The 11764-nt window shown below is 34.9% G+C and carries 15 protein-coding genes; 12 read left to right on the forward strand and 3 right to left on the reverse strand.

Features of this window, described 5'->3' with window-relative positions:
• Window positions 1–243: 243 nt before the first annotated feature.
• Entirely contained in the window at window positions 244–1125 is an 882-nt protein-coding gene (locus G466_RS0107375) for a mechanosensitive ion channel family protein (protein ID WP_026813088.1), read from the forward strand.
• Between the two features lie 29 nt (window positions 1126–1154).
• Here G466_RS0107375 and G466_RS0107380 read toward each other — a convergent pair whose 3' ends face one another.
• A complete protein-coding gene (locus G466_RS0107380; protein ID WP_026813089.1) occupies window positions 1155–2417 on the reverse strand; it encodes a hypothetical protein in 1263 nt (420 codons plus the stop codon).
• 142 nt (window positions 2418–2559) lie between these two features.
• Between G466_RS0107380 and G466_RS0107385 the strand changes: the two genes are divergently transcribed.
• From G466_RS0107385 to G466_RS0107430, 11 genes are all read left to right on the forward strand, one after another.
• Window positions 2560–3009, forward strand: a complete 450-nt coding sequence (locus G466_RS0107385) for a ferritin-like domain-containing protein (RefSeq protein WP_026813090.1) — start codon at window positions 2560–2562, stop codon at window positions 3007–3009.
• Between the two features lie 171 nt (window positions 3010–3180).
• The gene (locus G466_RS0107390) at window positions 3181–3918 is read left to right on the forward strand and encodes an SOS response-associated peptidase family protein (RefSeq protein ID WP_026813091.1); all 738 of its coding nucleotides are present in this window, start codon (window positions 3181–3183) and stop codon (window positions 3916–3918) included.
• A 163-nt stretch (window positions 3919–4081) separates the two neighbouring features.
• Window positions 4082–4243, forward strand: a complete 162-nt coding sequence (locus G466_RS23485) for a DUF1328 family protein (protein ID WP_026813092.1) — start codon at window positions 4082–4084, stop codon at window positions 4241–4243.
• A 78-nt stretch (window positions 4244–4321) separates the two neighbouring features.
• Window positions 4322–4513 (forward strand): hypothetical protein, encoded by a 192-nt coding sequence (locus G466_RS0107400; RefSeq protein ID WP_026813093.1) that lies wholly within the window; start codon window positions 4322–4324, stop codon window positions 4511–4513.
• A gap of 147 nt (window positions 4514–4660) precedes the next feature.
• Complete coding sequence (locus G466_RS0107405; RefSeq protein WP_034234957.1) at window positions 4661–4963, forward strand: hypothetical protein; 303 nt, start codon at window positions 4661–4663, stop codon at window positions 4961–4963.
• 254 nt (window positions 4964–5217) lie between these two features.
• A complete protein-coding gene (locus tag G466_RS0107410; protein ID WP_026813095.1) occupies window positions 5218–5778 on the forward strand; it encodes a helix-turn-helix domain-containing protein in 561 nt (186 codons plus the stop codon).
• A gap of 12 nt (window positions 5779–5790) precedes the next feature.
• Window positions 5791–6237 carry a response regulator gene (locus G466_RS0107415; protein ID WP_026813096.1) on the forward strand — a complete coding sequence of 149 codons (447 nt, stop codon included), beginning with the start codon at window positions 5791–5793 and terminating at the stop codon, window positions 6235–6237.
• Window positions 6238–6248: 11 nt separating this feature from the next.
• A complete protein-coding gene (locus G466_RS23065; RefSeq protein ID WP_051315559.1) occupies window positions 6249–8828 on the forward strand; it encodes an ATP-binding protein in 2580 nt (859 codons plus the stop codon).
• 208 nt (window positions 8829–9036) lie between these two features.
• Complete coding sequence (locus G466_RS23795; RefSeq protein ID WP_157373827.1) at window positions 9037–9177, forward strand: hypothetical protein; 141 nt, start codon at window positions 9037–9039, stop codon at window positions 9175–9177.
• Window positions 9178–9230: 53 nt separating this feature from the next.
• Complete coding sequence (locus tag G466_RS24695; protein WP_157373828.1) at window positions 9231–9374, forward strand: lmo0937 family membrane protein; 144 nt, start codon at window positions 9231–9233, stop codon at window positions 9372–9374.
• Window positions 9375–9403: 29 nt separating this feature from the next.
• Complete coding sequence (locus G466_RS0107430) at window positions 9404–10435, forward strand: helix-turn-helix domain-containing protein (RefSeq protein ID WP_026813097.1); 1032 nt, start codon at window positions 9404–9406, stop codon at window positions 10433–10435.
• Between the two features lie 245 nt (window positions 10436–10680).
• Here G466_RS0107430 and G466_RS0107435 read toward each other — a convergent pair whose 3' ends face one another.
• Window positions 10681–11163: a Dps family protein gene (locus tag G466_RS0107435; protein ID WP_026813098.1), complete on the reverse strand. Its 483-nt coding sequence runs from the start codon at window positions 11161–11163 to the stop codon at window positions 10681–10683.
• Window positions 11164–11328: 165 nt separating this feature from the next.
• Window positions 11329–11739, reverse strand: a complete 411-nt coding sequence (locus G466_RS0107440) for an arsenate reductase family protein (protein ID WP_026813099.1) — start codon at window positions 11737–11739, stop codon at window positions 11329–11331.
• Between the last annotated feature and the right edge of the window lie 25 nt (window positions 11740–11764).

Raw genomic sequence — 11764 nt, forward strand, 5'->3', positions numbered from 1 at the left:
TCTACAAGTAAAATAGTTGAGTGAATTTACTTTACTTTTATGTAATCGCTTCAGATTAGCTATTAAATAAGTTACTACAATTTGGTTGGTTGTTGAAAAATGGTTCCGATATTCTTCATTTTCGGAGCCATTTTTATTGTATATTACTACACGAAACTTCAGAAAATTGGTTGAACAATTGCTCCAATTCAGCTTCTGAAGAAACCAAAAATATATACAATAGAACTATTCCTAATAAATAATATGATACTTAGATTAGAAAAAGCGTGGGAAGAAATGGTTAAAAGGTTGGCTTCTTGGTTAGATAGCCTGATCATCAATCTGCCCAACTTCATAATAGCGATGCTCGTTTTTGTAGTAGCTATTTTTCTTTCTAAATATGTTTCAAAACTTACCTTAAGACTGCTAGAAAAAAGCAGCATGCAAAGGTCTATGAAGAGTGTCATAGCCAAAATTGTTTCCATCTTGGTGATTTTTGGCGCTATATTTTTAATCTTGGGCATTCTAGATCTCAGCAAAACCTTTAACACTATATTAGCGGGAGCCGGGGTAGCCGGTTTGGCTGTTGGACTCGCGTTGCAAGGGGCATTGACCAATACCTACTCTGGCATTGTCCTTTCCTATATAAAACAAATAAGATATGGGGATTGGATAGAAAGCAATGACTTTGCAGGGGAGGTGATCAGTATTGATTTGCGTGCAGTAACAATTCGGCAGACAGATAATAACCTTGTTTACCTTCCCAACAAATTGGTCCTCGAAAATCCCATAAAGAATTTTTCCTCCACAGCACAATCACGAGTAATATTCACCTGTGGCGTCGGCTACTCATCAGACTTAGAATTTGTACGTAACTTGGTAAAAAAAACAATCTCTGAAACCTTTGAATCTATAAATTCTGAAGAGGAAGTGATTTTTCTCTATACCGAATTCGGAGATAGTTCCATAAATTTTGAAACTAGATTTTATATAGATTCCACCTCTGCTTTAGAAGTTTTAAAAGCAAAAACGGAAGCTATGATCGCTATTAAAAAGGTGTTTGATGAACATGATATAAACATCCCTTTCCCTATCAGGACCTTGGATTTCCCTAAAGATTTTAGAAAGCCAGCACAAGGTGCTTAATCTATAGCTGTTCACTACGAGAACTTTGCCTAATGCCGTTGTTGGTAGCGGTGCATTATAAAATGTACTGAGATTGCAAGCAACATTACAAATAGGTATTCGTTAAAAAAATTATCCTTGGACGGAAAACTAGGCACGTACAATTTAAACGAAATGAAGTAATTAAGGAGTAGTGCTACAAGAAGATACAATTTATTTCTTAACATACTAAAACATTCCAAATAGTTTTGCGGCTTTTGCATCAGCCTCACTTCACTACTGAAAAGTTGTCCTACCATTGGCCATAAAAAAATTAGTGGTAGGGCGTATAATCGCGCTTCTCGTGCCAATGTAGCTAACATTATTACGGGGGTATTTATGATTACCCCCAAGATAAATGCTTTTATATACCGCTTCTGAATATTCGTAAAACTTTGGGAGTCTTTGGTCACAATCAATAAATAAAGTGCCGGTCCAAGAACAAGTATAAAAGAAAATATGGTTTCTATTGTACTCGCAATAGTTCCAAAATTATCATACACACTTTGAAATCTAGTCGACTCTAGTGCGGTGGTTTCGCTCCATATGCCATTATATCGATAAAATAATATTAGATAAACACCGTAAAGAAGCAATGGCAAAAACAGCAACAACCATTTCCGAATCTCCATAAAAGACCAATTCTTAACAGTAATCAATCCAGATCCTAAACCGATCATGACGATACCTGGAAAAAGAAAGAGACTACTTTCCCGGGATACCAAAGCCAGTACAAATGATATTACGAAATATCCCCATTTATTATGGAGAAGTGCTAATAAAGACAACAATAGGAAACAATATTGTAAAGGCTCGTCATAGGTAAATAATGGTGGAAAAAAAGAAAACACTACGGAAAATGTCAAAAAGAAGCATGTTAAATTCAACAGTCCCTGTCTAGAACTTCCACCAAGTTTCAATGAAGTTGTATATATTAAAAAACCACAACCAAAGAGCAACGAAAAATTCACCAAAACAAAGGCCTCCCCTAAGGTAATTCCAAAAGCCCCAGATGCCCCTTCAATAAGGAGCGAGGTAAGTGGCCTTCTCGCAAATGGAGCAAATTCTTGGTGATATCTAATTTGGGATTTTAAGAATACCTGTGAAAGTTTAGAATTGTTTTCATTCAGCATACTATCCGATATGGGCAACATGTGAAGTACAAAAATGAATAAAACAAACCCCAACCCTATAAAATAATGTAAACGTTCTTTCATATTGCCAAAGCCTATCGTGGGATTAAATGTAGTAAAAACAAAATTGATGATTACCATCCTAATAATTTAAGAGTTGGCAATGGGTCAAAAAATAATTTTATAGCGTTAAAACATTCTTGATTAGGTCTTTAACTTAGCAAAGCAGATGCTAAACGATGGGCATCCATTAAACCATCGACAATTTAAAAAACAGTGAATTATGAAGAGATACTCAGAAGAAGTTGGCGAAAAACTAAATGATCTTTTAGAGAAAACCTATGATGCAGAAAAAGGATATATGAAAGCTGCGGAGAATACAGATCACACCCTATTAAAGGCATATTTTGAAAGAAAAAGTAAGGAAAGAACCAATTTTGCCAATGCGTTAAAAAGTGAGGTCATTAATTTTGGGCAAGACATAGAAGATGGAGGAAGCGTTACCGGTGCTGCTCACAGAGCATGGATGGACGTTAAAGCGTTCTTTTCCTCGGACAGTCCAGAAGCAATGTTGGAAGAAGCCATTAGAGGAGAAAAGTCTGCGGTTGATGAATATAGTGATGTTTTATCTGAAACCACACTCCCCCCCAGTACCTCTACACTATTAACTAAACAAATGAACCAAATACAAGCGGATCTAAATAGGATAAAGCGCTTGGAAGATTTAAGGTAATATACATAATAGTTGAAAGAATGAATTATAAGGGTGCCTTGCACCCTTATTTTCCTAATGCCTAATGCCGATATGGAATAGCGACCTTCACTTAATTCCCATTTTGTTACACTTCTACTTGGTGCCAGCGTTTTGTATGCGATTGCTATACCTCATCTTACTTAAACCTATATGATTTACAAGTTATCTAATACGGCCAGCGATACTACCTTAAAGACCACATTTAACATCCCGCTTAAATATCCATATTTCTATAGAAAGCAAATATTAATGAACGGGTTAGAGGAAGTTACAATTCCTATCATTACTATGGAGGAAAGCAAAGTAATGGTTCCTGCCATCTGGGGAATTTTACCGGAAAATTACAAAGATGATTGGGAAACCTTCCAGGAAGTCTTTAACTCCTTAAATATTTCTATCCAATCCTTGGGACAACTTTCCTGGTGCAATACTGCTTTAATGGAAAGAAGATGCTTTATACCAATCACTGGATATTTCACTTCCTACCTCATTAATGGGGAACTATACCCCTATTATTTTCATCAAGAATCGGGTGGCCCATTTTTCTTAGCAGGCATTTATAATAAAACCCAAGATGGCTTCTTAACCGCTGCAATCCTCACCACCAGTACAAACCAAGAGCTTAAGAGTCTGTGCAATATTAATAAGGCTATCCCAATTATGCTTCCAAATACAGTATATGATGAATGGTTAAATGGAGACCTAGCGGATTTTGAAATCCATCAATTGGTTAAATCAACACCAGATATTAAATTAACAGGCCATCCTATTTCGAAAGAGTTTTTCAAAAACAATATATCATATACCACCATGTTATCACCCGTTAACTATAACGATGCTCCTAGGAAAATTATTCTTTCCGGGAGCACAGAACGCATAGTTCCTTAAATCTCCACACCTTTATATATATAATTAAATTCTATCCGCGCTTTTCTATCTGAGTCAATTATTAAAGCGATGTGATTAATAGAAATGTTAAATTCTACCGAATTTTGTGGTGTAGGGTATGAGAATCAGCCCAGAAGTATAACCATTTTAAAAACCAAACACTATGTTACGTTGGACAGTTACATTTATAATATTGGCCATTATAGCCGCAATTTTTGGATTTGGTGGTATAGCTGCAGGAGCGGCAAGTATCGCTAAAGTTCTTTTCTTTATATTTCTAATTCTTTTTGTTATATCTTTATTTACGGGACGAAAGAAGGTTTAAGCTGGATATTTATTTCCGAAATATAGGATTAGACTATAAATTTAGTAAACTTAAATATTTAACATAAAATAGAATCACATGAAAAAGACATTAATTTACTTCCTATTTGCATTATTTTTTACTGCATCATTAACTACGTTTACTGGATGCCGTGAAGACAAAACTGCTGGAGAAAAAATTGAAGAAGGCATAGACGATATTGGAGATGGTATTGAAGAAGGTGTCGAAGAAGTCGGAGATGAAATTGACGATGCTACAGACGACCTTTAGAATTTCAAAATAATTAATCACAGATTACAACGGGCATTTTCTTTACGGATTCTGCCCGTTGTTTTTAACTTAAAATAGTTGTAATTTTAGTGTTAACCTCATATTCAGAAGAGTTCCTAAGGTTTAAAATCATTTAAATTGAAAGCCATGAAAAACGAAAGTGTAATTATAGAGCGGTACGAAAAAGAAGGGTACACCAGTGTTTATTCAATAATAAATAATCAGTTAATGGATATGGACACCAAAAAAAGTTATACTCCAAATGACATTCAGATCATCGCAGAACATCGATTTGAAGGCATGAGCAACCCATCTGACATGTCTCTTCTTTATGTAGTAGATACCCAAGATAATAGCAAGGGTACTATTTTGGTTAATTACAATCCCTCTGAAAGTTCAAAGATGGCCGATTTCTTTCAACAAGTACCAAAAGAAAATTACAAAAGTTAATTGTTCATTTTAAAAACATAATTCATCAACCTGCAACTTAAATAGCTCTTTCGATTGCATTTGAAGGTAATCGAAATTTTGTCTTATACGTTCTTAGCCTTTCCATATAGGGCTTTAAAAAAAAACAAGCAACTATAAATTATTAACGCATATAAATACTATTAACGGCCCTTACTAAAGAAAAACCACCATCTTTGTAAGAATAGGTGTTATATTTGTTATATTTCCAACTAAAGCACAATTTTTTAACCTATATGAGAGTCTACGTAAAATTCGATTTCAATAAAACTTGCAAAACAGTTTTACGGGAACAATTAGATACCTTGGGTATTGAGTATGTAATTCATGGGGTTGGAGAAGTAGAGTTTGAACGCCCTCCCACGTTATTAGAGATGCAAAAAATGGCCAATAATTTGGACCGTTATGGAATTGAGATCATGGATGATCAACAAATTGCCTTAGTACAACGTATTAAGGATGCGATATCTGAATGGGTGCATGAAGAGGAAAATCCTAAAAAATATAATTTCTCTACCTATCTTTCAGAAAAATTAGATTACTCTTACACCTATTTATCGTCTCTGTTTTCAGAAACTACATACTCTTCCATTGAGAATTTCATTATTTTAAAAAAAATAGATTATGTTAAGAGCTTAATTATTAATTCTGAACATACCCTAACAGAAATAGCCTATAAACTTAATTATAGTAGTGTAGCGCATTTATCCGCCCAATTTAAAAAAACTACCGGCCTTACCCCGTCCTCCTTCCAGAAAATAATTCAAAAAAGGAAGGAAAGGGCTTTAATGCAGTAAATCTATTTAATTATGCCCTTTAAAACATTAAATATTGCTCTCGCCGATGATGATCAGGATGATAGACTTCTGTTTAAAGAAGCCATCGAGGAGATAAAAATTAAAACAAAACTTTCCCTTTTTAAAAATGGGCAGGAGTTAATGGACTATTTAACACTTCCCAATATAATTCTACCTGAAATTGTTTTTTTGGATTTAAATATGCCTATTAAGAATGGAATGCAATGCCTAAGTGAGATAAGAAATCACGATAAGTTAAAAGACTTGCTTGTTGCTATTTACTCCACTTCATCTTCTGAGGAGGATATTGAGGAAACTTTTGTAAACGGAGCCAACATTTACATCAATAAACCAAATAGCTTTGGTAGTTTAAAAAAAGCCATTGAAAAAGCGTTACAGCTCAATTGGCAGTACCACACTTCTTCCCTAAATAGAGATAATTTTTTATTGCGCTTGTAATCAACATCAGTATGGCGGTAAAAAAATTGGTTACTTCACCCAAGGTATATGTAATAATGCTTATTGTAGCGACCGCATTACTGATGTTTATTGGAAGTATTAGTTATAGGCAGATTGTTAGGTTAGGTAAGTCTGCGGAATCCGTTTCCCGGATTATTCAGGTAGACATGCATATTAACCAGTTGTTCACCACTTACAGTCAAATACAAGCTACCGAATTAAGGTATCGTCTATTACAAGATTCCACTAGAATATCTTCCCACCGTGTCCATTTGTCCAAAACAATGGAGTCTATTAAAACGTTGGAAGAACTAACCAAGGGTAGGCCAAAACAGCAAAACATAATTCATGAAATAAGAAACTGGCAAGACAGTCTTTTCATTTCCTTAAATCATTTAAAAAACACTCCGTTTAGCAAGTCTGTAATTTCTGACAAGGAGAAAGAAAAGGTACAAAAAGTATCTTCTACCATGACTCAGTTAAACTTATTGAGAAATCAATTGTACCGGGAAGAACAGTCAGAACTTACAAAACGAAAGGAGGAATATGCCTCACAAATAAACTTCACCCCTTTAACGACCCTTTTTCTGGGCATGTTTGCCCTATTTATTTTTGTGGTATCGTTTATTCAAATTAATTATTTAAGAAGAAAAACCGCTACAGCAGAGAAGTTTTTAAATGGTATTTTAACCGAATCGGATAATATTATCAGTTATTTAAAACCTGTTTATGATAGCGCGGGAGATATTGTAGATTTTAGAATTGCTTTCACAAATGAGAAAATAGAATCCATATTAGGAAAAAGCCCTGGTCAGCTTGCCAATATCAATTTATCTGATGCAGTCTCTATCAACAAGGAAAATAATGTTTTTAAGGAATTGATCCAGGTAGCAAAAGATGGAATCCCCAGGGAATTTAATGCTTATTTTATTCACAATGGAATCAAACGTTGGTTTAAAAATACTGCAACCCTTATGGATAATGGTGTACTGACCACTTCTACGGATACCACGGCAGAGAAGAAGTTCACCAGAAATTTAAAACAACTAAATAAAAAATTAGCAGTCCAAAACAAAGCCCTTATCCAAACCAAGGCCTTTTTAAATAACATATTAGAGAGCGCTAGCAACACGGTTAGCCATCTGGACACAGTAAGGGATACCGACGGGAATATAATTGATTTTAAGTATTTATTTACCACCAAGGAAACGGAAAACCTTACAGGTAGATCATCTACGTCTATTATTGGGAAATCTATCTCGGAAGTATTTCCTTTTGTTCGTGAAAATGGAATTTTCAATCTAATGGTACAGTGTGCTAATGATGATAGCATTAAAACCCATAAGGCGAAATACTATTTTATGGGAGAATGGAAATGGATACACACTACCTTAAACAAACTAAATACCGGAATCACTCTAACCTCCTATGATTGTACTGATATTGTAACATCCAAGCAAGAACTATTGGAGCTCAATGAACAGTTAACTATACAAAATTCCATCTTGAAAGATGCCGAGGCCGTAGCCAAAATAGGCAGCTACCATTGGGACTTAGCAACCGGTAAGGCTCGAATGTCCGATAATTTTTATCGCATATTGGAATGCGAGATGAATGAATTTGAACCCTCTGTAGAGAATTACCGTTATTTTGTACACCCTAAGGATTTTAACTATTTTATTGAAAGTTTAAAATCGACAATTGATAAAAAGCATGATGGCAATTTTAATTATAGGATCGTTACCAAATCTGGAAAAATAAAGCACTTAAAACATTCTGGGCATTTTGTGCAAAATGAATTTGTGGGCGTAATTAAAGATATCACCAAAGAATTAAAAGATGCACAGACCTTAAAAGAGAAAAACTTAGAACTTAAGCGCTCTAATACTGAATTGGAGTCTTTTAATCGGGTGGCTAGTCACGATCTGCAGGAACCCTTAAGGAAGATCCAAATCTTTATTTCTAGGATTACCGAAGAGAGTATTAGGAACTCTCCCGAAAAAGCCCAAGAGTATTTAGTTAAGATAGGTTCTTCCGCAAATAGAATGCAGAATCTTATTAGACACCTCCTGGCCTATTCTCGATTGAATAAAAACCAAAAGGATTTCTCCCTGATTGATTTGAATGAAATATTAGAGAATACCCTTGAAGATTTGGAAACTCCCATTAAAGAAAAAAGAGTCAATATTACAGTAACCAATCTTCCGGAACTTAGAGGTGTCGCATTCCAACTAGAACAGCTATTTAACAACCTTCTTTCCAATGCTATTAAATATTCTAGCGTATTGGAACCTCGCAAAATTGAAATCGACTGCCAAAAGATCAAACGTAAACACATCACTGATGAATTTCAGAAAAAATCTTCACAATACTTTTGTATTACTATAAAAGACAACGGTATAGGATTTGACCAATCAAATGCTAAAAAAATATTTGGACTATTTGAACGTCTCCACCAAAAACAGGATTATTCTGGTACGGGAATAGGATTGGCCATTTGCAAGAAAATAGTTGAAAATCACGGAGGCCATATAATGGCAGATGGTACTTTAAACGAGGGGGCTGTCTTCCGAATTTACCTCCCAGCCTAATTTTTAGTTTTCCCCATTTTATGCGCTGAAGCCATCTTTGGCTTTAAGCATTCTCACCCAATATATTACTGCAACCCCCAATTATTATACACTTTAAGGGACAAAACACTCCTTTTAGCGTAATTATATAACACAATTCAATAATTCTGTAACGCATTCGCCTTCCCTTTTATAGAACTTTGATATCAGTTAATAAAAGACAGCGACCATGAAGAAAACTAAAGAAAATACATCATTAAATTCTAGAGTTGGTAAGAGTTGGGCATTAAACTCAAGAACAGAGGAAAATGAAAATCTACCAGATAATTTTATAATGGGAATGACCAATCAAACGATCGATTCCGATTAGTTGATACCTAATTACAAATACAAAACAAACTTAAATAAAACAACAGTTCCTTAATGTCCAGGATTTTGACAACAGCATCAGGTTTAATGCTTTTCATATGGACAGTTGGCCTATTCATTTTCAATATAGGCATGATAATACATATTTTCCTGTTACTAGCGGTTATAGCAATAGTACTAAGAGTGATGAGAGAATAATTATTTATTAACCTTTAAATTATAAAACTATGAGAACAGTATATATCAACACAAGCAGTATTAAGGATATCTTTAATCAATTACAACAAAACTTGGGCGGGAAATTAAACGCCCGCCCCCAAGAATATAATTTAATCCTGGACAATGAAGTGGCCAGCGGTGTTATAACTGGAGTTTGCTTTAAAAGCCGCATCTGTTTTATGGAATACGATGTAACTTTTAAAGAAGATACCACAATCACAAGCCATACCCCTATTAACAACCCTATACATTTTATGTATTGCGCCAAGGGTAGATTGGCCCATAGTTTTGGAGACGAAGTGGAGAAACACATATTAAACCAGTTTCAGACCGGTATTTTTTCTAGCGATCCAAGTAAAGATACGGTCCTCTTTTTCGAAAAGGACGAACAGGTGAGAATTTCAAACATTATGGTCGACATTAATCAAGAAGGATCTTCAGATGAAAATATTGATCAATTGAGAGATCAGTTATTAAAGACCTTTAGACCACAAAATGGAGCAAATACTTTTGCCTATACAGGTTCCTATAATTTAAAAATTGCCGAACAGATGGAACAATTGGCTGCTATCTCCCAAAAAGGTTTGGTTCGCTACCTATTAATACAAGGAACAGTCCATTTAATGTTGGCTATGGAAATTCAGCAACATAAAGAAGATCGAAAAAATACAAAAAATAATTTTGGATCTCTAACAAAAGATGAAATGGATGATTTACGAGAACTTTCGGCTTTCATTAGAAACTATCCTGAAGTTCAGTATAACCTTAAATACTTAAGCTCTAAATCTGGTTTATCTCCAGCGAAGCTTCAGGAAGGTTTTAAAATACTCCATAACAGAACGGTAACAGATTATATAAGGAATGTACGGGTGGAAACCGCAGAACATATGATTAAAACCACCGATCTTAATATTTCCGAAATTGTGTATAGCGTAGGACTTACTAGTAGAAGTTATTTCTCCAAAATATTTAAGGAGCGATACAACTGTAGTCCAAAGTATTATCAAGATCACCAAAATGCATTAGCTGCAACAGCTTAAACATATATTTCGTGTTGATATACAAACCGGTCTTTAGAGACCGGTTTTTTTTGTGTTTTTTTCTATTGAAATGGGTCGTGTTCAACATATTTCAAGTAAACATGCAACAGTATTAACAGCTTTATTCTGGCAATAGCTGATAGTGAACTTCCCCTTCTTTTTTGATACTTTTCTAGCTATAACAAAAAAATCCGCAAGAATATTTTCTTGCGGATTAATTTTTGGGGGGGGGACTACTTAATATTTTATTTCAGGGAGGCCCTTAACATCCATGACATCTGTTCGTGCACCTGCAGGATTCCAGTAATGAAATCTGCTGTACCTTCATCATTATGCGCTTCCGCATTATCCCCAATACTTTTCCTAATAAACTTTATTATAGTAGTATGATCTTCCAACAATGCTGCCATTAAGGTTGCGCTATCCGTTTTCTCTGGACTTTCATCCTTTAAATGGGTTAGTTTTAAAAATTCACCAAGTGTACCTGGAGAATAGAAACCCAACATCCTTATTCGCTCTGCCACCTCATCCACAATTGTCTCTATCTTGTTATACTCCTCCTCAAAAAACACATGCTTAGTATGAAAGTCAATTCCCTCCACATTCCAATGAGCATTTCTCAGTTTAGTGTACATTAAGTATTCATCTGCTAAGAGTTTCCGTAGCATCTCTACTACTGCTTTCCTATTCTCTTTATTAATTCCTATAGCTGTTTGTGTAGCATCCATTTTTAGTTATTTCTCTTTTAATTATTTGCTCCAAGATAAACAGGGTTTAGTAGGTAAATTGATCGTATCAATTTTATCATTATTCCAAATCCAATTTTGGTTACTGGGAAGTGGCGTTAAAACTGTTACCTACTACCCCAGCTTACGGGAGCCATTAACACCAGATTATAAATCTTTCCTTTCAATGGCGGCACTATCTGCTCCTAAATAACTTACAAATTCAGATGGTGTTTTAATCATTCTCCAAGTATTACCATTAATAACAATAGGATAGGCTAGTACAATTGGGGTTTTATCAAGGATTTTTAGACAACCCTCATAATCTAGATCAATCTTATCCTCCCCGTAATTCGCAATAAAATCTGGATGTTCTTTATTGATAAGGTCACATATTTTAATTCCCAAATTTTCTGCAATTTCCGCCCATTGCGTTCCGGTAACTTTTGTTTTTGAAATATCAATGGCCAAAAGCTTTTTCTCTGACGTGCTCACATAAGCATAGGTCTGCTTCCCAAGGGTTGTACCCGAATGATAATAGAGCGTTATTTTTCTTTCGTCCTTCTCAATTACTCCCATCTTTTCTTTATTTTATTGTTACTGA

The sequence above is a fragment of the Arenibacter certesii DSM 19833 genome (assembly GCF_000429545.1).
In the GTDB taxonomy this organism is placed as follows: Bacteria; Bacteroidota; Bacteroidia; order Flavobacteriales; family Flavobacteriaceae; genus Arenibacter; species Arenibacter certesii.

Coding starts and splice junctions, on each gene's coding strand:
- G466_RS0107385 (WP_026813090.1), top strand. CDS start 2,560: ATGAAGAGATACTCAGAAGAAGTTGGCGAAAAACTAAATGATCTTTTA.
- G466_RS23485 (WP_026813092.1), top strand. CDS start 4,082: ATGTTACGTTGGACAGTTACATTTATAATATTGGCCATTATAGCCGCA.
- G466_RS0107375 (WP_026813088.1), top strand. CDS start 244: ATGATACTTAGATTAGAAAAAGCGTGGGAAGAAATGGTTAAAAGGTTG.
- G466_RS0107390 (WP_026813091.1), top strand. CDS start 3,181: ATGATTTACAAGTTATCTAATACGGCCAGCGATACTACCTTAAAGACC.
- G466_RS0107435 (WP_026813098.1), bottom strand. CDS start 11,163: ATGGATGCTACACAAACAGCTATAGGAATTAATAAAGAGAATAGGAAA.
- G466_RS0107415 (WP_026813096.1), top strand. CDS start 5,791: ATGCCCTTTAAAACATTAAATATTGCTCTCGCCGATGATGATCAGGAT.
- G466_RS0107410 (WP_026813095.1), top strand. CDS start 5,218: ATGAGAGTCTACGTAAAATTCGATTTCAATAAAACTTGCAAAACAGTT.
- G466_RS0107440 (WP_026813099.1), bottom strand. CDS start 11,739: ATGGGAGTAATTGAGAAGGACGAAAGAAAAATAACGCTCTATTATCAT.
- G466_RS0107380 (WP_026813089.1), bottom strand. CDS start 2,417: ATGGTAATCATCAATTTTGTTTTTACTACATTTAATCCCACGATAGGC.
- G466_RS0107430 (WP_026813097.1), top strand. CDS start 9,404: ATGAGAACAGTATATATCAACACAAGCAGTATTAAGGATATCTTTAAT.
- G466_RS0107400 (WP_026813093.1), top strand. CDS start 4,322: ATGAAAAAGACATTAATTTACTTCCTATTTGCATTATTTTTTACTGCA.
- G466_RS23795 (WP_157373827.1), top strand. CDS start 9,037: ATGAAGAAAACTAAAGAAAATACATCATTAAATTCTAGAGTTGGTAAG.
- G466_RS0107405 (WP_034234957.1), top strand. CDS start 4,661: ATGAAAAACGAAAGTGTAATTATAGAGCGGTACGAAAAAGAAGGGTAC.
- G466_RS24695 (WP_157373828.1), top strand. CDS start 9,231: ATGTCCAGGATTTTGACAACAGCATCAGGTTTAATGCTTTTCATATGG.
- G466_RS23065 (WP_051315559.1), top strand. CDS start 6,249: ATGGCGGTAAAAAAATTGGTTACTTCACCCAAGGTATATGTAATAATG.